Origin of the sequence: Maribacter sp. R86514 (assembly GCF_044597005.1) — a bacterium.
In the GTDB taxonomy this organism is placed as follows: domain Bacteria; phylum Bacteroidota; class Bacteroidia; order Flavobacteriales; family Flavobacteriaceae; genus Maribacter.
The window spans coordinates 1,727,782-1,749,562 of sequence record NZ_CP138999.1 but is presented as its reverse complement, the minus strand read 5'-3'; the positions used below and the strand labels follow the sequence as shown (position 1 = coordinate 1,749,562).

Sequence of the window (21,781 nt, the reverse complement as noted above, 5' to 3'; positions counted from 1 at the left end):
GGGAAAATTGTATCTTGCGCGTTCAAAATATATTATTGATGAAATTGAGAAATGCTTATTTGATTATAGCTGGTTTACTGATTATAACTTCATGTAAAAAAGACGATGATGGGGTAGAAGCTGTGCAGCCAAGACTATTAAGTGAAGTTACTGTTGAGGACGATGCTGAAATCATAGATTTTTTAAAGACACATTTCTACAATGAAGATGAGTTCGCGAACCCACCGGAAGATTTTGATTTTAAAATAAAATTTGGAACAATTGAAGGGGAGAATAGTGAGAGGGAATCAATATTTGATAGTCAGAAATTAATTACCGAAACCATCATATTAGATTCAGAAGATTTAGGAAGAGATGATGGTGAAAAGATTGAGCAAAAACTATATACGTTAGTTGTAAGGCAGGGTGTTGTAGAAGGTAAACCAACTATTGGTGATAATGTGATTCTAAGATATGAGGGTTCTTTTTTGGATGGAAGTCTTTTTGATGCTTCCTCAAACCAACCCATACCTCTAAATTTATCTGGAGTTGTAAGAGGTTTTGGAAATGGGATGAAAAATTTTCAAACAGGAATTGGTCCTAATGATAATGGTGATGGAACCGTTAGTTATGAAGGTTACGGAATAGGTGCAATATTTATTCCTTCAGGTCTTGGATATTTTGATTCCAGTCCAGTAACTGGCAATATTCCTGCTTATTCTCCATTGATATTTAAGGTTGATGCGTTTGAATATGAGGCTGATACAGATGCCGATGGTGATGGTATTCCTTCAATACAAGAAGATTTGGACGGCAACGGTAATCTAAATGATGACAATACAGATTTGGATTTATCGCCTAACTATAATGATAATGACGATGACGGTGACGGTATTTTAACGATTGATGAAATTGAGTTAGATGCCGAAGGTAATTTTGTTGGCTTCTTAGATACCGATGGTGACGGAACTCCCGATCATCTTGATAACGACTTATAGAAATTTATTCTAAAGCATAAAAAAACCTCTTAAGCATTCTTAAGAGGTTTTTTGTTTCTTGTTGTTTTGTTTACATCGTTAAAGACAAACTCAAAATCAATTGATCTGGTCTAGTGTCTATTCTACTTGGACCTAAATTTGTAATGTTCGTATTTATAAAAGAAGCTTCGTTGTCACTAAATCCTCTCTCATAGCGTAAATCTATCCCTAATTTACCAAGGTTAACTCCAGCACCTATATTCATCCCAACGGAAAAATCATTTTCCACATCGTCAATAGTAATACCGTCAAATTCAGTGTCTAAAATGTATTGAAAACTAGGTCCGGCAAAAACATGCAACGGTCCAACCAAGTTGATGCCTAATAATACCGGTACATCTAATTTGCTCATATCAAAATCAGCTCCATCATAATCAGACTTTGTTTTGGTATATACCAACTCTGGTCTAACATAAACTTTAGAAGCACCAATTTTTCCGAAGATACCTACGTGGTACCCAATGTTTCTATCAGGATTTCTAGCAACATCTCCCGCAGATTCAAAATAATCTCCGTTTGCGTTGTAATTTAATCCTCCTTTAATACCAAATCCCGAATCACCCTGTGCCATTCCGTAAAACCCAGAGAGTGCCATGAAGGCAACTAAAATTGTTTTTTTCATATCGTTGTTGTTTTAAGTGGTACATGTAGCAAATACGATACCAAATGTTCCATTTCTCGTTATACCATCAGAACGGAGGTAAAATATCTTTATTGTTTTGTATTTCGTTTGGGTCAATTTCAATTTTATAAAGTCACGCTTTGTAATTTATTGGTTTCATTAACATCTTTGCTTTTTATTAAGTTTTTCCCACAGACAGTTCATTATATTTGCAGCTAGATTTAGAAATTTTGAAGTTTACACTACACAATACCGATTTACAATCAAAAGCTAGGGCAGGTACTATTGTTACCGATCATGGTACTATTGAAACCCCAATATTTATGCCGGTGGGCACGGTAGCCTCTGTAAAAGGAGTGCATCAAAAAGAACTAAGAGAAGAGGTAAATCCAGATATTATTCTTGGAAATACCTATCATTTATTTCTTAGACCCAAAACTGAGATTTTAAAGAAAGCAGGCGGACTCCATAAATTTATGGGTTGGGATAGAAATATTCTTACAGATAGTGGTGGTTACCAAGTTTATTCTTTATCCGGTAATAGAAAGATTAAAGAAGAAGGGGTCAAGTTTAAATCGCACATTGACGGATCCATGCATTTGTTTACACCAGAGAATGTAATGGAAATCCAACGGGTAATCGGTGCGGATATCATTATGGCTTTTGATGAGTGCACGCCTTACCCGTGTGAGTATAATTATGCAAAACGATCTATGCATATGACGCATAGGTGGTTAGATAGATGTATCAATCATTTGGAGAAAACACCTTTTGAGTATGATTATGCACAAACATTTTTCCCTATCGTTCAAGGGTCTACTTATAAAGATTTAAGAAGGCAATCTGCAGAATATATTGCAAATGCAGGAGCTGAAGGGAATGCAATTGGCGGATTATCTGTTGGTGAGCCTGCCGAAGAAATGTATGGTATGACAGAGGTGGTGTGTGAAATTCTACCAGAAGATAAACCAAGGTACCTTATGGGTGTTGGTACACCTATTAATATATTGGAGAATATTGCCTTGGGCATAGATATGTTCGATTGTGTGATGCCTACTAGAAACGCTAGAAACGGAATGTTGTTTACGGCCCACGGTACAATTAATATTAAGAACAAAAAGTGGGAAGATGATTTTTCTCCTATTGATGAAATGGGAACCACTTTTGTAGACCGTGAATATTCTAAAGCGTATTTAAGACATTTATTCGCTGCTAATGAATATTTGGGTAAACAAATTGCCACAATTCATAACTTAGGCTTTTATATGTGGTTGGTGCGTGAAGCACGAAAGCATATTATTGCAGGAGATTTTAGAATGTGGAAAGATATGATGGTAAAACAAATGGATAAAAGGCTATAATGCTATCAATAATAGATAAATACATTCTAAAACGGTATCTAGCGACTTTTTCGCTAATGCTTTTGTTATTCATTCCCATCGGTATTATGGTGAATTTGGCAGAACAGATCGGTAAAATGATCGATAATGAAGCACCGTTGAATGAAATAGTTATGTATTATGTAAATTTTACGATTTACATTGGTAATCTATTGTTCCCTATTTTTTTATTCTTATCTGTAATATTCTTTACCTCTAAACTTGCTAACAATACCGAGATTGTTGCCATATTAAGTTCAGGGGTTTCTTATGGTCGGTTTTTAAGACCTTACATTATTGGAGCTTCTATGGTAGCTGTTTTAATGTTCTTTATGACCATGTTCATTGTACCCAACGCTAGTGTGGGCTTCAATGAATTTAAATACAAATATCTTAAAAAAGGCAAACAAGATCGGGTCACCAATAATATCTTTAATCAACTCAATGAAACCGATTTTATTTATGTGAGTAGTTTTGATCCGGCTAGACAGTTAGGTCATAATTTTACATTTGAGCGTTTTAAAGAAAACAATGAATTAGATTTCAAAATATCTGCCGCAAATATTAGATGGGTAGATAAGGATTCTAGTTACCGATTAACTTCCTATAAAAAACGTACCATTATGGGGGATACGGCAATTATTGAAAGTAAACGAAGGTTAGATACCATTTTTGCATTTGATATTGGCGATCTTACCCCGGTTTCATACGTTGCAGAAACAAAGAATCTTTTTGAATTGGACACCTTTATTAAGGATCAAAGGAGAAAGGGTGCATCTAATATTAATACCTATGTCTTGGTTAAATATAAGCGTTGGGCGTTGCCGTTAACCGCTTTTATATTGACTATTATTGCTGTTTCGGTATCGTCGGTTAAGAGACGTGGTGGTATGGGGGCTAACTTGGCATTTGGTATTTTAATTGCTTTTATATTTATATTTTTTGATAAGGTATTCGGTGTACTGGCAGAGCAATCGGGCTTTTCTCCTTTACTTGCGGTTATCATACCTAATGTAGTTTTTGGATGTCTGGCATTTTATCTACTTCAAAATGCAAAAAGATAGAATACTTAATCTACTACACTTACATTTCATTGTCTTTATTTGGGGCTTTACAGCCATTCTAGGAAAGTTAATCACTATAGATTCATTACCCTTGGTGTGGATTAGAATGGGTATGGCAACCTTATTTATAGCAGTATATATTCTTTTGGCCAAATTCAGTTTAAAAGTTTCAAGGAAAACATTTTGGTGGTTGTTAGGTGGGGGAGTGGTTGTCGCTTTACATTGGGTAACCTTCTTCTTGGCAATTAAAGTCTCTACAGTATCCGTAGCATTGGCCATGATGTCTACAGGAGCTTTTTTTACAGCCTTAATGGAACCTTTTTGGTATAAGCGAAAGATAATTGGTTATGAGATATTCTTCGGGTTAATGGTCGTTGCTGGACTCTATTTGATTTTTAAAGTAGAAACCGAATATGTCTATGGTATGATCATCGCATTGATATCGGCATTTTTGGCAGCAGTCTTTTCATTGATAAACGGTAAGCTGGTTCAAACTCATCGTCCATCGGTTATATCTTTTTATGAATTAGGCGTGGGCATGGTTTTCTTATCAATAATTTTAATTGTTAGGGGTGATTTTAGTATGTCATTAATAACCCTGCCACACATGGATTGGATTTATTTATTAGTATTAGCGCTTATTTGTACGGCGTATGCCTTTATTGCGTCGGTAAAGATTATGCGTGTTTTAACTCCATATACGGTTATGCTTACAACAAATCTAGAGCCGGTCTATGGTATTCTTTTAGCTTGGTTTATATTTGGATCAGAAGAAAAAATGGAACCTATGTTTTATGTGGGAGCCTTAATCATACTCAGTACGGTCATTGCGAACGGTATTTTAAAACAAAGAGCAAATATTAAAAAAAGGGTACCCAAGATTTAGGTATTAAAGTTTTATCTTTGAGCCGCAACTAAAGAAACTTTATAGAAATATGGAATATTTGGATTTTGAACTTCCGATCAAAGAGTTGGAAGAACAATTGGACAAGTGCATGATCATTGGAGAGGAAAGTGATGTTGATGTGACCGAGACATGTAAACAGATTGAAAAGAAACTTTCCGAAACAAGAAAAGATATCTATAAGAATTTAACTGCTTGGCAACGAGTACAGTTATCTAGACATCCAAATAGACCTTATACATTAGATTATATTAAAGCCATTTGTGGAGATACGTTCTTGGAACTTCATGGTGATCGTACCGTAAAGGATGATAAGGCTATGATTGGTGGTTTAGGTAAAATTGGTGATCAGAGCTATATGTTCATTGGTCAACAAAAGGGTTATAATACTAAAACACGTCAGTATAGAAATTTTGGTATGGCCAACCCAGAAGGGTATAGAAAGGCTTTACGCTTAATGAAATCTGCAGAAAAATTTCAAGTGCCTGTAGTTTGTTTTGTTGATACCCCGGGTGCATACCCTGGTATTGAAGCTGAAGAAAGAGGACAAGGAGAGGCAATTGCAAGAAATATTCTTGAAATGACACGCCTTAAAGTACCTGTAATTGTTGTAATTATAGGTGAAGGTGCTTCTGGTGGTGCATTGGGTATAGGTGTTGGTGATAAGGTGTTAATGTTAGAGAATACTTGGTATTCTGTAATTTCACCAGAATCATGTTCTTCTATTTTATGGAGAAGCTGGGAATATAAAGAAAGAGCTGCCGAGGCTTTAAAATTGACAGCGACCGATATGAAAAAGTTGAAATTGATCGATGAAATCATACGTGAGCCTGCAGGTGGAGCGCATGCCAACAGACCAAAAACTTTTGACACAGTAAAAAATAAAATTTCTTCTCATTTTGAGGAATTGCAAAAGTTATCACCAAAAGAACTAGTAAATCAACGCATGGATAAATACGCACAAATGGGCGTTTTTAACGGCTAATCTGCATTTTAGGCTTCTTAAAAATATACCGAGGATTTTATTCCTCGGTTTTTTTATGTTATCAACAGAAAATCGTAACTTATTAACAGTCAATTGTTAGTCAACTGTGAACATCGAAATTGATATTTTTCACGTTAACTAAAGGTTAATTGTATACTTTCGCACTATGGAGAACACGAAACCTTTTGTCGCTCGAAAGATCGACAAATCTAATATTATAAGTCTTGAAAAAGGCAAAATTCCACCACAAGCTATTGATTTAGAAGAGGTTGTGTTGGGGGCTATGATGATAGATAAAAAAGGTGTTGATGAAGTTATCGATATTTTACACCCAGATGTATTCTATAAAGACGCTCATAGATTCATTTACGAAGCTATCTTCATTCTCTTTGAAGAGTCGCAACCTATAGATTTATTAACCGTTTCGTCACAACTTAAGAAAGCTGGTAAGTTAGAGGTCTGTGGAGGCGATTTTTATTTGATAAAACTAACTCAGAAAGTAGCTTCATCCGCTCATATTGAGTTTCACGCACGTATTATTCTTCAGAAGTTTATTCAGCGTAGTTTGATCAAAATTTCAGGTGAAATAATTGAAGAGGCATATGATGAAGCTGTAGATGTTTTTGATTTGTTAGACACTGCCGAAGCAAAATTATATGATGTTACCCAAGGTAACTTAAAGCGTTCTGCTGAGACTGCTCAAGATTTGGTAATACAGGCTAAAAAACGAATTGAAGAGATTGCCGGTAAAGAGGGAATGAGTGGTGTTGCATCCGGATTTGATAAGTTGGATAAGCTAACATCTGGTTGGCAGCCAAGTGATTTAATTATCGTTGCAGCACGTCCTGGTATGGGTAAAACGGCTTTTACCTTATCTATGGCAAGAAATATGGCCGTGAATACAAACACTCCTGTAGCTTTCTTCTCTTTAGAGATGTCCTCAGTACAGTTGATTACGAGATTGATTTCTTCTGAAACAGGTTTGTCTTCAGAAAAATTAAGAACCGGTAAGCTAGAAAAGCATGAGTGGGAGCAGTTAAACGTAAAGGTGAAAACTTTGGAAAAAGCTCCTTTGTTCATTGATGATACCCCGTCGTTATCTATATTCGATTTACGTGCAAAGGCAAGACGTCTTGCTTCTCAGCATGGTATAAAAATGATTATGATCGATTATTTGCAGTTAATGACAGCTGGTGGTAGTCAAAAAGGAGGAAACAGGGAACAGGAAATCTCTACTATTTCCCGAAACTTGAAAGCCCTTGCAAAAGAACTGAATGTTCCTGTTATTGCATTATCTCAGTTATCACGTGCCGTTGAAACACGTGGAGGTAGTAAAAGACCTATTCTTTCGGATTTGAGGGAATCTGGAGCAATCGAGCAAGATGCCGATATTGTATCCTTTATTTATAGACCTGAGTACTATAAGATTGAAGAATGGGATGATGAAGAACGTACGCCTACACAAGGTCAGGGTGAATTTATTGTGGCAAAACACCGTAATGGTGGTTTGGAAAATATTAGGTTGAAGTTTATCGGTAATCAAGGTAAATTCGATAACCTTGATGATTTTGATTCTCCTTTTGAATTTCAATCCAAAATGAATGCAAATGAAGAGAATCCGTTTGCTACTAAAAACTTGCCAAGTGCAGATGATGCTTTTGGTAGTAGTATGAACAATAGTCCGGATTTAGATGAGGATAACGATGTTCCTTTTTAAAATAGCATATATTTAAAAGTCTGAAAGTCTTCCATTTGGGAGACTTTTTTGGTTTTAAATCAATTGATTTAAAAAAAATCTCGTTAACTTATTTACAATAGCTTTAACTGCATCTTAAATACTGCTCAAAAGATTTTACTATATCTTTGAGTGAATAGTTTTAGAATACTTTATGCGTAAATTAATTACCTCTGCTTTATTCCTCTTTTTTTCTTTGCAAATGTTCGCATCATCTATTCTTATACCTATGGATGCGGATAGTCAAAAGAATCATTTAAAAGCGTACGGCATTACATATTGGGTCTTGGCAAAGCAACAAAAAGTACAGTGGTTATTAAATTACCGTGGTGGTTCTTTTTTATTGCCAGACGGAGAAAGTATTAGAAAGGAATGCCAGATTAGAGGTGTAAGTTTTGAAATTTTATCGGACGGACAAGCAAATGGAATTTTAGATGAAATCAGTAGCCCTTCTATTAATCAAGATGCGGTAATTTTGGAAAAAGCTCCACGTATAGCGGTGTATTCACCAAAAGATAAACAACCTTGGGATGATGCGGTAACCATGGCATTGACCTATGCCGAGATACCTTATACTACAATTTATGATGAAGAAGTGCTTGGAGATAAGCTGGCATTGTATGACTGGTTGCATTTGCATCATGAAGATTTTACTGGTCAATATGGTAAGTTTTATGGTGCGTACAGAGCAACCCCTTGGTATATAGAGGGAAAGAAGAATTCAGAAAAGTTAGCTAAGAAATTAGGTTATGATAAAGTATCTGAAGAAAAAAGGGCGGTTGCCTTGAAAATTAGAAATTATGTTATTGGCGGCGGATTCATGTTTGCTATGTGTTCGGCAACCGATAGTTTTGATATTGCCTTGGCTGCTGACGGTATTGATATTGTAGAACCTATGTTTGATGGTGATGCTTCTGATCCCAACTATCAAGCAAGCTTAGATTATGGAAAAACTTTTGCTTTCACAGATTTCATTTTAGAACGTAGTCCGTTGAAATATGAATTCTCTTCTATAGATATGACTAATAAAAGAGGTAATGTTCCAAAAGAGTCAGATTACTTTTCTTTGATGGATTTTTCGGCTAAATGGGACCCTGTACCTACGATGTTATGCCAAAATCATACTTCTTTGGTAAAAGGGTTCATGGGGCAAACAACTGCCTTTACACGCTCAGAAATAAAGCCGACTGTTTTGGTATTAGGGGAAAATAAACTTAATGAGGAAGCTAGATATATACACGGAATTAAAGGAAAGGGATTTTTTACCTTTTATGGCGGACACGATCCGGAAGATTACCAACATAGGGTAGGGGATCCTAAAACGGAGCTGGAGTTGCATCCAACTTCGCCTGGTTATCGTTTAATATTGAATAATGTATTGTTCCCAGCAGCTAGAAAAAAGAAACAAAAGACTTGATTTTAAATTTAATTGGAATAAAAAAACCGATTTCAAGACACTCGTCTTGAAATCGGTTTTTTTATAGTTGTATATTTTAATATACTAGAATACGCCTATAAAATGGCTACCTGTTGTATTAACCAATTCAGCACCTTTAGTAACAGCACCAGTTTCAGTATCTACTACATAGATATTTCCATTCTGTCCAACAGCGCCTTGAGTAAGATATATCTCTGTTCCTTCAACTACAAATCCTTGATATTGGAATAAGTAGAAGTCTGGGTCATAAGGTATATCGTCAATTCTTACTGCAGTTTGTGCATTTAAATCAACAAGGGCAAAAAATCCTTGTAGACCAGCAACACCTTCTGCAGATCCGTTATGACGGTAAGCTACAACGGCTTTACCATTTGCAGCAGGTCTCCATGCAAGTATATATGCTCCTTCAATACCTAAGGCTTCATCTAGGTTGAAATTGTACGTGTCATCGTACTCATTGTCAGCATCGATTTTTAAAATATAAGAACCTTCTGGGTCACTTTGGTTGGCTTGGTACACGCTGCTATTATATTCGAAAGAATTAATACTACGGTATCCATTGGTATTTCCATGACCAACGGTAGAAGTTATAACTGTTGGGTTCAATAGAGACGGGTAGTCCAATACAATTGTTTTAGAACCTAAAATCTCATAATCACTATCACTTTCTGCTGTAGCAGGATCAACTTTACTTAAACGGGCACCAATATATAATTTGTCTCCTGCTGCATTTAATGTTGGCATATCAATTCTAGAAATATAGTATCCAGCAGCTTCTTCTTCAGCGGACAACGGAACACTGTGCTCTTGGAATTCTTTAATAGAAGAGTTGACCAAATCTAATGTTACTACGCCAATGGTAGCCTCGGTACGGGTGTAGGCATCATTGTCGTCAAATTCGTTTTCAGTAGATACATATACAGCTGCACCAGTTTGATCTCCGTCAAATAACTTAATCCAACGAGGAGCTGTACCAACATAAGGAGCTATACTGACTTCAGATCCAGATGGGGTAATTGTTTGTCCGCCTTCAACAGTATATTTAGTATAATTTCCTCCAGTATCACCTGCGTAGCTTATATTGAAAATGGTATTTCCATCTTCGGAAGATTGTAATCTTGCCGTTCTGTTTGAAGGTGCTATAAATCCATTTTCAAAAGGATCAATAGAAACTGTAGGGTCTTTGGCGTCAAGACTAGTTACAGCATAAATTAATGTACCTCCGTTTCCATCACCTGGATCTTCTCCCATTTTTGCTCCTGCAACGGTAATCCATCTTGGATCTTCTTCTTCAACTGGTTCTTCTGTTTCTTGTTCCTCGGTATCTGTATCTGGTGTAACTACGGTATCGTCATCACTGCTACAAGCGGTCATTAAACCAGCGGTAAGTATTACGGCGGCAAAGGTTTTAAGGTTTAGGATAGTTTTTTTCATTTTATGTATTGATTAAAAGATTAGAATTTATTTATTGCGTAATTTAATTTTAGGTAAAAAGCTCTTCCTGGTTTTTGTACAGAAAGATTATCGTAAACGGGTTCGTCAAATATATTTTTGACATCAAAACTTACTACAAATCTGTTGTCTGGAAACGCATAACTAAGTCCAATATCTTGAGACAACTGCTGTGGGACTTCAAAGAATTCATTGCCAACAGTATTGCTGCCTTGTGCAGTTAAGAATGAGAATTCGTCAGTGAAATACACATTGTAGAATGCGTTTAATCTAGATTTCTTTTGAATAAGATTTTTAAATGAATAGCGTAAGCCACCGTTCATGGTGAAAAACGGAGTATTAGGAACATCGATTTCTATTCCTTGATTTTCAATTTTCAAGTCGAACTTTGATATATTAAAGTTGAGCCCAAAATTGTTGTTATATGAGTAATTTAATTGTGCATCAAAACCTTTTGATGTTCCACTACCTTGATTTACATAAATAATTAATTCATCATCTACATTCAAAGATGTTTCTATTGGTAGCCCAATTCTATCTTTTATATTTCTCGTGAAAACATTGGTTGATATGGTGAAATCATGTTTTTTAATAGAAAAGTTTCCAAATCTAAACCCTAAGTTATAATTCTCACTACTTTCTGGATCAATGCTTGAATTGGCTATAACATTGTCTCCGTCATTACCAAAAATTTCGGTTTCATCTGGTAATCTGATTACTTTTTCTACGGATGCTAAAAAGGTGATATTAGGCACGATTTCGTAGGAAGCCGCAAAGCCATAACCATCGTAATTTTTATTGCTGCTTACTACTTCATCTACTATTACATCATTTCCGTCAGCATCAGTTTCTATTGCGGGGTCAACACTAGTTGTTTTCTGTTGATAGTGCTTACCAAATAAACTGGTTTTTAGTTTTTCGTCAAAAGCCGTTAGTTCATAGGTTATGGAGTATATATTCTTTTTTAAATCTCTGGTACCCACAAAAGTGTTTTCTAAAACAGATTGTAGAGCGTCACTATCTTCTCTGTCAATTCCACTATAAACATGATTAGCCGAGAGTTTATGATTTTTGTTTATAGTATAAGAAACACCGGTTCTTATAGATGCCACATTCCTTTTTATTTTTGCTAACGTAGGACCATCTACTTGTTGAGAACGCCAAGTATATTGATATTCATTTCCTCTAAAATCAATTGCTCGTTCGCCTGTCCAACTATAGGCCCAAGAGACCGTATCGTTAACAGCACGATTTCGATTTCCGTATAAACCGTTAATGTTGACGTCAAGACCTTTTGTGAATAAATCTTTCTTTTGGTATTTAATGCTACCAAGTAAGGCATCAGATTCAAGAAATCTATCTTTATATGGTGTTATGGTCATAAAAGCACCATGCTGTACCTCTTTGTAATCATCAGATCCTGTAACTCCTATAAAAAATTGATCAGCCCATGTTACGTTTGTGTACCCAATTTCTGCTCTTCCACCGGTTGATTTATATGCATCGTTAAACCTTCTTGCGGTAATTGGGGTTTGTACTCCGCCCAGTCCAGTTGTAACAACACTTCTGCCAGATACTTTGTAGTCGTTATCAGAATAGTTATGAAATAAAGAAGCTTTTACTGTTAATCCAGATTTATCAAAGCGGTACAAACCGTTAACACTTGCTTGTATGGTATTGAAAGATCCGTAAGATACAGATGCGTTAAAATTTGTTTTAGCATCATTCTGCATCACAATATTAATTGCTCCGCCTAGGGCATCATCTGCTAAATGACCTGGAACCACACCTTTGTAGACTTCAATGTTCTTTATCATTGAAGGGGGTATGCTGTTAAGATTAAATGAGTTGCCGTAAGTAGAAATTGGTATGCCGTCAATGAATATGCGAACCGAATTACCTGATAAACCATTAAGGCTGTAGGTAACATCAGAACCTAGACCACCATTTTGTCGAATCTTTACACCAACAGTGGTATTCAGTAATTCGTTGGTTTGAATATTTCTAAGACTAACTTCTTCGGTTTTTATGGCATTCACTGCAAAACCTTTTGTCTCTAGTTTTGTTTCTTTTGATTTACCGTTGACATTTACTTCATTTAAATTTTCAACGTTTTCTTCTAAAGTATAGTTAAGAGTAATTTGATTAGTGTTTTCACTGATTTCAATGTCTTTTGAAAGAGTTGTGTAACCAATAAATGATACTAAAATGTTATGTTCCCCTAAGGGAATATTTTTAAGAGTATAACTTCCATAGTCGTCTGTAAGAACACCGAGTTTTGACCCTTCAATTAAAACACTTGCAAAAGGTAGTGGCTTACCAGATGTATCTGTAACCTTACCTGAAACTGTAGAGGAAAAGTCTTGACCCTTTGCAGAAAGGAATATTAAGAAAAGTATTGCGGTTAAGAAATTCTTCATTTGATTTTAAAAAGGATTTTATCTTTATTAAGATTTAGTCTAAATAACTTAGTTTTGCAAATCTATAGCAGGTTTGAAGGGGGGAGTACCGAGAAAGGAATTTAAACATACGCGAAAGGAAGTAATGAATTGGGGGGTAGAAAAAGCTTATGAATAAGGAGATGTTGAAGAAAGAAATACGAGTGAGTCAATTGTTCAGAAATGGATACTTGGACAATTCGGTGCAATTCAATCAAGTAGAGGTAACTACTAAAGATAATAGTTCTTTTGTACGTGGAATTGACTTTTCTAATAACCAATTAATTCATGAATTCAATTCTGAAATTTGTGTTTTTAGTGATGAGCATTTAATAAAACTTCATTTCTCCTTAGAAGGTACTTATTGTTACCAACCACTAAAACATATAAAATACCTGGTTCAAATTCCAGAAAATCATTGTAATATGTTTTACTATCCAACAACTGAGGGAAGAGATATATTCTTTAAGGGTAACGCCAAATCATTTGAAATATATGTTAAGCCCAGTTTGTTGAAAAATCTATTGGGCACCGAATTTGAATCTTCTTTTGAAAAACTAAATAGTGCCATTCAAAATTCTAATTCATTTGTGCTATGGGATAAAAGTAAATTCATTCCTCCTAGTATTCGAAGTAAAATAAATGATATTATTCAATGTCCTTATAACGGTGAAATTAGAAAGACGTATTTGGAAAGTAAATTAACAGTTTTAATGATTGATTTTCTTTTAGGTAGACAAACATCCAAGCTTTCTAAGAACAATGTGAAATTGTTAAATTCAGATTACTTAGCCTTAGTTAGGGTAGAAGATCATATTAGAAAAAACTTAAAAGAACCTCTCAAAATCTTAGATCTAGCAGATTTAGCAGGAATCAATGCTACTAAGCTTAAGCGCGATTTTAAAAAGTTATATGGGATAACCATATTCAAGTATATTACAGCATTACGTATGGAGGTCGCAAAGAGTTTAATTACACAAGACGGGGCAACTATTGCACATGCTGCTTATGAAGTAGGCTATGCTAATCCGCAACATTTTACCACGGCATTTAAGCGAACTATGGGGTATGTGCCAAGAGAATTAAAACCAGCTGTTCAGTAAAGTTAGGTGAGTGTACTAAGTGCAACTATTTAACTAGCATCTTCAATATGTGCTCAACACCGTTTTCGTCATTACTTAAAGTGCTGTATTTTGCTACTTCTTTTACATTTGGATGAGCGTTTTCCATAGCAAACCCATAATCTGAAAGTGCCAACATTTCAAGGTCATTGTTAAAATCTCCAAAAACCATAACTTCATCTGATTTTAAATTATAGCTTTTCATTAATTTATCTAAAGCGTATCCTTTGTTTGCATTCATATTTGAAATGTCAAGCCAATTTTCACCAGATACTTTTACTTTTAAATTCGCTTCAAAATGTTTTACATACGGGTATATGTGTTCTTCTGAACTTTCAAAATGATAAATTGCGATTTTAATAACCTCAGAATTAAAATCAGTCAAAGTTTCTATAATTTCATATTCGGTATAGTATTCTGCTAACTTATTGGTAAAGGCATTAGATTTATTTGTTAGATAAGCTTTGTGCTTTGTACAGATTACCGGGTGTATGTTTGGGATATCATCAAGTGTCCTTAAAATATCTTGAACATGTTGTTGTTCTAGTGGAGTAGCTAAAATTTCAGTTTGTTGTTTCATGGCAAATCCTCCATTCTCCGCAATAACGATAATGTCATTTTTAATAGCATCTAGCTTGTCTATGATACTATTATATTGTCTTCCACTTGCAGCAACAAAGGTGATACCTTGAGATTTTAAATCTTTGAATATTTCAAAGAATTGGTCGCTAACTTCGTGGTTAGAGTTCAAAAGTGTCCCATCCATGTCGGTTACAACCATTTTAATCTTTGATAAATCCATATATTTTATATTTAAGGGCAAAGATATTTGAATGATGTTTAATAAGGTGGGGTTATCCTCAAAGTTTTACCTTTATTTAATAATTTACAAGAGATGAAGTTAATTCAGAAGGAGTTTCAATTACGCGCATATAAAAGGGGATTTCATATCATAACTAATGAAATAGTTGTTAGGATTCCTGAAATAAAAGATATAGATGCCGGTTTCTTGCAGGTATTTATAAAACATACTTCTGCTAGCCTTACAATTAATGAAAATGCAGATCCAACGGTCCGTGATGATTTTGAATCTCATATAAATATTATGGTGCCTGAAAATGCACCGTATTACAAACATGATTACGAGGGTTCAGATGATATGCCGGCGCACATTAAGGCATCATTAATGGGAGCTTCGGTACAGATACCAATAACCAATGGTAAATTGAATATGGGTATTTGGCAGGGCATTTATCTTTGCGAGCATAGAAATTATGCCTCAGGTAGAAATATAGTGTTGACGTTGTGGGGAAATTGAATTTTGAGTAACTTGAAGTAAAGCTAAGGGAATATGACTACAGAAGAAGCTATTTTAAATAAAATTCAAATACTAATTACCAACCATTTTCAAACTCCTGAAATGGCCTTTAATTTTTTTGATAAGAATAATGATCAAAAATTGACAAAGGCAGAAATTGTCAAGCTCTTAAAACAAGCAGAAATAAGTGGATTTATTAGAGGTATTGTATCTTCAAAGCTAATTGAAGGTTATGATAAAAGTGGGGATGAGCTTATAGATTGGCAAGAATTTAAAGCGGCTATAGCTAAAATTAAAAAATCCGATTCGTAAGAATCGGATTTTTCAAAAAGTGAGATTGTTATTAATTTATTTTACCTGATCTACAACTGCCTTAAAGGCATCTGGGTGGTTCATAGCTAAATCTGCAAGAACTTTTCTGTTAAGTTCAATGTTATTAGCTTTTACTTTTCCCATAAATTGAGAGTAGGACATTCCGTGTTGTCTGGCACCTGCATTAATACGGGTAATCCATAATGAACGAAAAGTTCTTTTCTTGTTTCTACGGTCTCTATAAGCATATAACATTGCTTTTTCAACCGCATTTTTGGCTACTGTCCAAACGTTTTTACGTCTTCCAAAGTAACCTTTGGCTTGCTTCATTACCTTTTTTCTTCTGGCTCTTGAAGCTACTGCATTTACTGATCTTGGCATTTTTTCTAATTTTTTGTAGTAGGCGCCCTTATAATTTAAAGGAACTTTTAAAGCCTAACTCCATGGTTAATAATTTTACCTTTTAAAGAACTTGATTTACTTTAAACGTAATTGTTCTTTAATACTGTTAACGTCTGCTTGATGAACTAAACCATCATGAGTTAACTTAAGCTTACGCTTTTTAGATTTTTTAGTCAAAATGTGACTCTTAAAAGCGTGCTTTCTTTTAATTTTACCTGTACCTGTAAGCTTAAAACGCTTCTTAGCACTGGATTTTGTTTTTTGTTTAGGCATTTTCTCCTAGTTTATATATTAATCTCACTTTGCATGCTAAACGCCGCCTACAAAAGCAAGCAGCGTTTAGTATTTTATAAATACCTCGGTTGTTTTACCAAGCCGATGTGTTTTATTATTTTCCTTTAGTTTTAGGTGCGATGAACATTGTCATACGCTTTCCTTCTAGTTTAGGCATTTGTTCTACCTTCCCTAATTCTTCTAATTCAGATGCTAATCTTAATAATAAGATTTCTCCTTGATCTTTATAGACAATTGATCGTCCTTTAAAAAACACATAAGCCTTTAATTTAGCTCCTTCCTTAAGGAACTTTTCAGCATGTTTCTTTTTAAATTCATAATCATGGTCATCTGTATTTGGACCAAATCTTATTTCTTTAACAACAACCTTTGAAGCTTTCGCTTTCATGGCCTTGTCTCTTTTCTTTTGTTCGTATAAAAACTTTTTATACTCCATGATCTTACAAACAGGAGGGTCTGCTTTTGGGGATATCTCCACCAAATCCAAACCTAATTCTTCTGCTTTTTCAAGAGCCTGAGGAAAAGGATATACTCCTACTTCAACGTTATCGCCAACTAACCTAACTTTCGGTGCTGTAATCTTCTCATTAATTTTATGAGGATTCTTATTTTCCCTTCTAGGTTGCGGTCTAAATCTTTTACGTATTGCTATGACTAATTCTTTTTAATTAAACTTAATTTTAAAACGTCTTTAAGGTACTATTTATTTCTGTATTGACCAAGTCTGTAAACGTTGCAATGCTTATTGCTCCTAAATCTTCACCTCCGTGTTTACGTACAGAAATAGTATTGTCTGCCTCATCGTTTTCTCCTACGATCAACATGAATGGCACTTTGGTCATTTCTGCTTCACGTATTTTTTTGCCAACAGTCTCATTTCGACTGTCGATAAGGGCGCGAATTTCGTTATTTTCTAGGGATTTTAAAACTTTTTCAGCATATTTTTCATGTTTTTCGCTAACAGGAAGAATAATCGCTTGTTCAGGGGTTAACCATAACGGGAAATTACCGCCTGTATGTTCTAGTAACAATGCTATAAAACGTTCCATACTTCCAAAAGGTGCACGGTGAATCATGACAGGTCTATGTAACTCATTATCACTGCCTTTGTAATTTAAATCAAATCTTTCCGGTAGGTTGTAATCTACTTGGATAGTCCCTAGTTGCCACTGTCTTCCCAAGGCGTCTTTAACCATGAAATCTAGTTTTGGACCATAGAAAGCTGCTTCTCCTGCCTCAACCACAAAATCTAAGCCTTTTTCTTTGGCGGCATTTATAATTGCTTGCTCTGCTTTTTCCCAGTTTTCAACTGATCCAATATATTTTTCTGGAGTTTCTAAATCACGAACAGATACCTGTGCAGTAAAGTTTTCAAATCCTAAAGAGCCTAATACATATAATGATAGGTCAATTACATTTTTAAATTCTTCGTCCAATTGATCTGGTGTGCAGAAAATATGGGCATCATCTTGAGTGAATCCACGAACTCGTGTAAGACCGTGAAGTTCTCCACTTTGTTCATATCTATATACAGTACCAAATTCAGCAAATCTTTTTGGAAGTTCTTTATAACTATATGGTTTGGTATTATAGATTTCACAGTGGTGAGGGCAGTTCATTGGTTTCAATAGAAATTCCTCGCCCTCTTTTGGTGTGTGTATGGGTTGAAAACTGTCTTCACCATACTTTTCATAATGTCCAGAGGTAACATATAGTTCTTTCTGTCCAATATGTGGAGTAACCACCATTTCATAACCAGCTTTCTTTTGGGCTTTTTTTAGAAAGTTTTCAAGTCTCTCTCTTAAAGCAGCTCCTTTGGGTAGCCATAAAGGTAAGCCTTGACCAACTTTTCGCGAAAAAGTGAACAGTTCTAATTCTTTGCCTAGTTTTCTATGATCGCGTTTTTTTGCTTCTTCCAGAAGTTCTAGATATTGCGTAAGTTCTTTTTGTTTAGGAAAAGAGATACCATAGATTCGGGTTAGTTGAGTCTTGTTTTCGTCACCTCTCCAGTAAGCACCTGCAACACTTAATACTTTAATAGCTTTTACTATTCCTGTATTTGGTATATGACCACCTCTACATAAATCGGTAAAGGTATCATGGTCACAAAAAGTTATAGTGCCATCTTCAAGATTTTCTATTAATTCTACTTTGTACTCATTGCCTTGATTTTTGTAAAATTCAAGAGCTTCTGCCTTTGAAACAGATCTCATTTTATAATCATGCTTTCCGCGAGCAATTTCCAATGCTTTCTTTTCTATGATAGGAAAATCTTTTTCAGAAATAGAACCGGTAGGAAGTTCAACGTCATAATAGAATCCGTTTTCAATAGCTGGACCAATAGTTAATTTTACGCCTGGGTATAATTCTTCTATCGCTTGTGCTACAATATGTGAAGTAGAATGCCAAAAAGCTGTTTTTCCTTCTTTATCGTTCCAGGTATATAAGACCAAGCTTCCGTCCGTCTCTAATGGGGTGGTGGTTTCAACAATCGTTTCATTGAATTTTGCCGAAATTACATTTCGTGCTAATCCTTCACTAATGCTTTTTGCAACCACTATAGGGCTTGTTCCTTTTTCAAATTCCTTAACCGATCCGTCGGGAAGTGTAATTTTAATCATTGTTATACAAATTATAGGATGCCAAAGATAATATGAACTATTCACGTCCGCAATAGAATCATGTTATAATGTAAAGTGTATATGATGTAGTTGTCTTTGGTTTGTTGATGCTATCTACCAGGTTTATGTCATCTAATGAATTTAGTATATGCTAGCTTATTTGATAAAATTTAATGCTTTGTGTTTTTATAATATGGTTAATGTGTTATTTATAAGTGTGTTGCATATTGATGTAAATTTTTCTTTAATTTTATTTTAAAAAATGGTTGTGTAATTAATAATAGTGTGTACATTTGCACCCCGCAAACGAGGAAGATGATTTTGGAAACGGGAGTAGGAAAAAGGTTCTTGGATATGTTGTTTAGGTCTGGCGAAAAAAAGAAAATAATTTTTTTTCGATAAAAGTTGTCAGGTTAAAAAACAGTTGTATATTTGCAGCCGCTTAGGGAAACACCTAAGGGAAACGAAGTCGGAAAGTCATGGGATTTGAAGGCTGAGTGGATAGAAGTTCATTGAAATATTGTGGAGATAAGAATCGAGAATAGGTGAGGACCTGTTCGAGAGGAACAAGAATTAAGGAAACATGAAAATTCAGTATATGCCCAAGGGTATACATAAGGAATTGAATCGAGAGTCGGGGCCGGGATTGATTTGGACTTCGTTGGGACGAATATTTACAAAACAACGATGAAGAGTTTGATCCTGGCTCAGGATGAACGCTAGCGGCAGGCCTAACACATGCAAGTCGAGGGGTAACATTTGTGCTTGCACAAGATGACGACCGGCGCACGGGTGCGCACCGCGTATGGAACCTGCCTTGTACAGGGGAATAGCCCAGGGAAACTTGGATTAATGTCCCGTAGTACCGTGACCCGGCATCGGGATACGGTTAAAGCCTTCGGGCGGTATAAGATGGCCATGCGTCCCATTAGCTAGTTGGTAAGGTAACGGCTTACCAAGGCTACGATGGGTAGGGGCCCTGAGAGGGGGATCCCCCACACTGGTACTGAGACACGGACCAGACTCCTACGGGAGGCAGCAGTGAGGAATATTGGACAATGGAGGAGACTCTGATCCAGCCATGCCGCGTGCAGGAAGAATGCCCTATGGGTAGTAAACTGCTTTTATACGGGAAGAAAAAAGAGTACGTGTACTCTACTGACGGTACCGTAAGAATAAGGACCGGCTAACTCCGTGCCAGCAGCCGCGGTAATACGGAGGGTCCGAGCGTTATCCGGAATTATTGGGTTTAAAGGGTCCGTAGGCGGGCCGATAAGTCAGGGGTGAAAGTTTGCAGCTCAACTGTAAAATTGCCTTTGATACTGTTGGTCTTGAGTTATAGTGAAGTTGCCGGAATATGTAGTGTAGCGGTGAAATGCATAGATATTACATAGAACACCGATTGCGAAGGCAGGTGACTAACTATATACTGACGCTGATGGACGAAAGCGTGGGGAGCGAACAGGATTAGATACCCTGGTAGTCCACGCCGTAAACGATGGATACTAGCTGTCCGAGGCCTTGAGTCTTGGGCGGCCAAGCGAAAGTGATAAGTATCCCACCTGGGGAGTACGTTCGCAAGAATGAAACTCAAAGGAATTGACGGGGGCCCGCACAAGCGGTGGAGCATGTGGTTTAATTCGATGATACGCGAGGAACCTTACCAGGGCTTAAATGCATATTGACAGGTCTAGAGATAGATTTTCCTTCGGGCAATTTGCAAGGTGCTGCATGGTTGTCGTCAGCTCGTGCCGTGAGGTGTCAGGTTAAGTCCTATAACGAGCGCAACCCCTACCGTTAGTTGCCAGCATGTCATGATGGGGACTCTAACGGGACTGCCGGTGCAAACCGTGAGGAAGGTGGGGATGACGTCAAATCATCACGGCCCTTACGTCCTGGGCCACACACGTGCTACAATGGTAGGTACAGAGAGCAGCCACGTCGCAAGGCGGAGCGAATCTATAAAACCTATCACAGTTCGGATCGGGGTCTGCAACTCGACCCCGTGAAGCTGGAATCGCTAGTAATCGGATATCAGCCATGATCCGGTGAATACGTTCCCGGGCCTTGTACACACCGCCCGTCAAGCCATGGAAGCCGGGAGTGCCTGAAGTCCGTCACCGTAAGGAGCGGCCTAGGGCAAGATCGGTAACTAGGGCTAAGTCGTAACAAGGTAGCCGTACCGGAAGGTGCGGCTGGAACACCTCCTTTCTAGAGATTGTCCTTTAAGGACGGTCCCTGACGAAGTAAAGAATCGGAATAACGGTCCCGGTCTTTTGATTTAATAATGTTTTCGCTTTAAGAATTGTTCGAAAAAAATAATCTCCATAATTATGATATATAAGTAATTGCTTTTTCCAAAAAAAGGTATTTATACTAAGAGGAAGGAGTAGGGACAGTCCCATAGCTCAGCTGGTTAGAGCGCTACACTGATAATGTAGAGGTCGGCAGTTCGAGTCTGCCTGGGACTACAAAAAAGGAATTCGTTTAGAGATAAGCGAAACGTTCATATATTTAAATATTGAAGGAAATTTTAGAAGTTGTGCTACCTGTCAACTGTAAACTGGCAACTGCCGACTTATAGAATGGGGGATTAGCTCAGCTGGCTAGAGCGCCTGCCTTGCACGCAGGAGGTCATCGGTTCGACTCCGATATTCTCCACATTACAATTGACAATGTT

At 36.4% G+C, this 21,781-nt stretch carries 18 protein-coding genes, 2 tRNA genes and 1 rRNA gene; 13 read left to right on the top strand and 8 right to left on the bottom strand.

Features of this window, described 5'->3' with window-relative positions:
* Positions 1-38 precede the first annotated feature (38 nt).
* Positions 39-977 (top strand): FKBP-type peptidyl-prolyl cis-trans isomerase, encoded by a 939-nt coding sequence (locus SJY30_RS07800; RefSeq protein ID WP_396634993.1) that lies wholly within the window; start codon positions 39-41, stop codon positions 975-977.
* 70 nt (positions 978-1,047) lie between these two features.
* Here SJY30_RS07800 and SJY30_RS07795 read toward each other — a convergent pair whose 3' ends face one another.
* A complete protein-coding gene (locus tag SJY30_RS07795) occupies positions 1,048-1,638 on the bottom strand; it encodes an outer membrane beta-barrel protein (protein ID WP_036153264.1) in 591 nt (196 codons plus the stop codon).
* Positions 1,639-1,868: 230 nt separating this feature from the next.
* Here SJY30_RS07795 and tgt point away from each other — a divergent pair, with 230 nt between their 5' ends.
* From tgt to SJY30_RS07765, 6 genes are all read left to right on the top strand, one after another.
* Entirely contained in the window at positions 1,869-2,999 is a 1,131-nt protein-coding gene (gene tgt, locus SJY30_RS07790; RefSeq protein ID WP_396634992.1) for a tRNA guanosine(34) transglycosylase Tgt, read from the top strand.
* On the top strand, positions 2,999-4,081 hold the full coding sequence (locus tag SJY30_RS07785; RefSeq protein WP_396634991.1) for an LptF/LptG family permease: 1,083 nt from the start codon (positions 2,999-3,001) through the stop codon (positions 4,079-4,081). Before tgt ends, SJY30_RS07785 begins: the two co-directional genes overlap by 1 nt.
* Entirely contained in the window at positions 4,068-4,967 is a 900-nt protein-coding gene (locus tag SJY30_RS07780; protein ID WP_396634990.1) for a DMT family transporter, read from the top strand. The genes SJY30_RS07785 and SJY30_RS07780 overlap by 14 nt, the downstream gene beginning before the upstream one ends.
* Positions 4,968-5,016: 49 nt before the next feature.
* Positions 5,017-5,970 (top strand): acetyl-CoA carboxylase carboxyltransferase subunit alpha, encoded by a 954-nt coding sequence (locus SJY30_RS07775; protein WP_396634989.1) that lies wholly within the window; start codon positions 5,017-5,019, stop codon positions 5,968-5,970.
* A gap of 166 nt (positions 5,971-6,136) precedes the next feature.
* On the top strand, positions 6,137-7,687 hold the full coding sequence (gene dnaB, locus SJY30_RS07770; RefSeq protein WP_036153273.1) for a replicative DNA helicase: 1,551 nt from the start codon (positions 6,137-6,139) through the stop codon (positions 7,685-7,687).
* Positions 7,688-7,859: 172 nt separating this feature from the next.
* Entirely contained in the window at positions 7,860-9,122 is a 1,263-nt protein-coding gene (locus tag SJY30_RS07765; protein ID WP_396634988.1) for an asparagine synthetase B, read from the top strand.
* A gap of 84 nt (positions 9,123-9,206) precedes the next feature.
* On the opposite strand, the gene SJY30_RS07760 is transcribed toward SJY30_RS07765, so the two are convergent.
* Complete coding sequence (locus SJY30_RS07760) at positions 9,207-10,577, bottom strand: hypothetical protein (RefSeq protein WP_396634987.1); 1,371 nt, start codon at positions 10,575-10,577, stop codon at positions 9,207-9,209.
* A 20-nt stretch (positions 10,578-10,597) separates the two neighbouring features.
* Positions 10,598-13,015 carry a carboxypeptidase-like regulatory domain-containing protein gene (locus tag SJY30_RS07755; protein WP_396634986.1) on the bottom strand — a complete coding sequence of 806 codons (2,418 nt, stop codon included), beginning with the start codon at positions 13,013-13,015 and terminating at the stop codon, positions 10,598-10,600.
* 149 nt (positions 13,016-13,164) lie between these two features.
* On the opposite strand from SJY30_RS07755, the gene SJY30_RS07750 reads away from it, so the two are divergent.
* Positions 13,165-14,136 (top strand): helix-turn-helix domain-containing protein, encoded by a 972-nt coding sequence (locus tag SJY30_RS07750; RefSeq protein ID WP_396634985.1) that lies wholly within the window; start codon positions 13,165-13,167, stop codon positions 14,134-14,136.
* Between the two features lie 25 nt (positions 14,137-14,161).
* Here the strand turns inward: SJY30_RS07750 and SJY30_RS07745 are convergent, their stop codons facing one another.
* Positions 14,162-14,956 (bottom strand): HAD family hydrolase, encoded by a 795-nt coding sequence (locus SJY30_RS07745; RefSeq protein WP_396634984.1) that lies wholly within the window; start codon positions 14,954-14,956, stop codon positions 14,162-14,164.
* Positions 14,957-15,049: 93 nt separating this feature from the next.
* Here SJY30_RS07745 and SJY30_RS07740 point away from each other — a divergent pair, with 93 nt between their 5' ends.
* Together SJY30_RS07740 and SJY30_RS07735 are read left to right on the top strand one after the other, a co-directional pair.
* Positions 15,050-15,472 (top strand): secondary thiamine-phosphate synthase enzyme YjbQ, encoded by a 423-nt coding sequence (locus tag SJY30_RS07740; RefSeq protein ID WP_396634983.1) that lies wholly within the window; start codon positions 15,050-15,052, stop codon positions 15,470-15,472.
* Between the two features lie 33 nt (positions 15,473-15,505).
* A complete protein-coding gene (locus tag SJY30_RS07735) occupies positions 15,506-15,784 on the top strand; it encodes an EF-hand domain-containing protein (protein ID WP_396634982.1) in 279 nt (92 codons plus the stop codon).
* Positions 15,785-15,820: 36 nt separating this feature from the next.
* Here SJY30_RS07735 and rplT read toward each other — a convergent pair whose 3' ends face one another.
* From rplT to thrS, 4 genes are all read right to left on the bottom strand, one after another.
* The gene (rplT, locus tag SJY30_RS07730) at positions 15,821-16,165 is read right to left on the bottom strand and encodes a 50S ribosomal protein L20 (protein WP_027064529.1); all 345 of its coding nucleotides are present in this window, start codon (positions 16,163-16,165) and stop codon (positions 15,821-15,823) included.
* A gap of 96 nt (positions 16,166-16,261) precedes the next feature.
* Positions 16,262-16,459 (bottom strand): 50S ribosomal protein L35, encoded by a 198-nt coding sequence (gene rpmI / locus SJY30_RS07725; RefSeq protein ID WP_027064530.1) that lies wholly within the window; start codon positions 16,457-16,459, stop codon positions 16,262-16,264.
* Between the two features lie 115 nt (positions 16,460-16,574).
* Positions 16,575-17,132 (bottom strand): translation initiation factor IF-3, encoded by a 558-nt coding sequence (gene infC / locus SJY30_RS07720; RefSeq protein ID WP_396635314.1) that lies wholly within the window; start codon positions 17,130-17,132, stop codon positions 16,575-16,577.
* Between the two features lie 28 nt (positions 17,133-17,160).
* A complete protein-coding gene (gene thrS, locus SJY30_RS07715) occupies positions 17,161-19,101 on the bottom strand; it encodes a threonine--tRNA ligase (protein ID WP_396634981.1) in 1,941 nt (646 codons plus the stop codon).
* Positions 19,102-19,785: 684 nt separating this feature from the next.
* On the opposite strand from thrS, the gene SJY30_RS07710 reads away from it, so the two are divergent.
* From SJY30_RS07710 to SJY30_RS07700, 3 genes are all read left to right on the top strand, one after another.
* Positions 19,786-21,312: ribosomal RNA gene (locus SJY30_RS07710) — 16S ribosomal RNA — on the top strand.
* A 186-nt stretch (positions 21,313-21,498) separates the two neighbouring features.
* Positions 21,499-21,572, top strand: a tRNA-Ile gene (locus SJY30_RS07705).
* 116 nt (positions 21,573-21,688) lie between these two features.
* Positions 21,689-21,762 (top strand) — tRNA-Ala (locus SJY30_RS07700).
* The last annotated feature ends 19 nt before the right edge of the window (positions 21,763-21,781 follow it).

Excerpts from the sequence above, each read along its gene's own strand:
- SJY30_RS07740 (WP_396634983.1), top strand. The coding sequence starts at position 15,050 with ATGAAGTTAATTCAGAAGGAGTTTCAATTACGCGCATATAAAAGGGGA.
- SJY30_RS07750 (WP_396634985.1), top strand. The coding sequence starts at position 13,165 with ATGAATAAGGAGATGTTGAAGAAAGAAATACGAGTGAGTCAATTGTTC.
- SJY30_RS07775 (WP_396634989.1), top strand. The coding sequence starts at position 5,017 with ATGGAATATTTGGATTTTGAACTTCCGATCAAAGAGTTGGAAGAACAA.
- rpmI (WP_027064530.1), bottom strand. The coding sequence starts at position 16,459 with ATGCCTAAACAAAAAACAAAATCCAGTGCTAAGAAGCGTTTTAAGCTT.
- SJY30_RS07780 (WP_396634990.1), top strand. The coding sequence starts at position 4,068 with ATGCAAAAAGATAGAATACTTAATCTACTACACTTACATTTCATTGTC.
- SJY30_RS07800 (WP_396634993.1), top strand. The coding sequence starts at position 39 with ATGAAATTGAGAAATGCTTATTTGATTATAGCTGGTTTACTGATTATA.
- SJY30_RS07735 (WP_396634982.1), top strand. The coding sequence starts at position 15,506 with ATGACTACAGAAGAAGCTATTTTAAATAAAATTCAAATACTAATTACC.
- SJY30_RS07745 (WP_396634984.1), bottom strand. The coding sequence starts at position 14,956 with ATGGATTTATCAAAGATTAAAATGGTTGTAACCGACATGGATGGGACA.
- SJY30_RS07755 (WP_396634986.1), bottom strand. The coding sequence starts at position 13,015 with ATGAAGAATTTCTTAACCGCAATACTTTTCTTAATATTCCTTTCTGCA.
- SJY30_RS07765 (WP_396634988.1), top strand. The coding sequence starts at position 7,860 with ATGCGTAAATTAATTACCTCTGCTTTATTCCTCTTTTTTTCTTTGCAA.
- SJY30_RS07795 (WP_036153264.1), bottom strand. The coding sequence starts at position 1,638 with ATGAAAAAAACAATTTTAGTTGCCTTCATGGCACTCTCTGGGTTTTAC.
- dnaB (WP_036153273.1), top strand. The coding sequence starts at position 6,137 with ATGGAGAACACGAAACCTTTTGTCGCTCGAAAGATCGACAAATCTAAT.
- rplT (WP_027064529.1), bottom strand. The coding sequence starts at position 16,165 with ATGCCAAGATCAGTAAATGCAGTAGCTTCAAGAGCCAGAAGAAAAAAG.
- SJY30_RS07785 (WP_396634991.1), top strand. The coding sequence starts at position 2,999 with ATGCTATCAATAATAGATAAATACATTCTAAAACGGTATCTAGCGACT.
- SJY30_RS07760 (WP_396634987.1), bottom strand. The coding sequence starts at position 10,577 with ATGAAAAAAACTATCCTAAACCTTAAAACCTTTGCCGCCGTAATACTT.
- thrS (WP_396634981.1), bottom strand. The coding sequence starts at position 19,101 with ATGATTAAAATTACACTTCCCGACGGATCGGTTAAGGAATTTGAAAAA.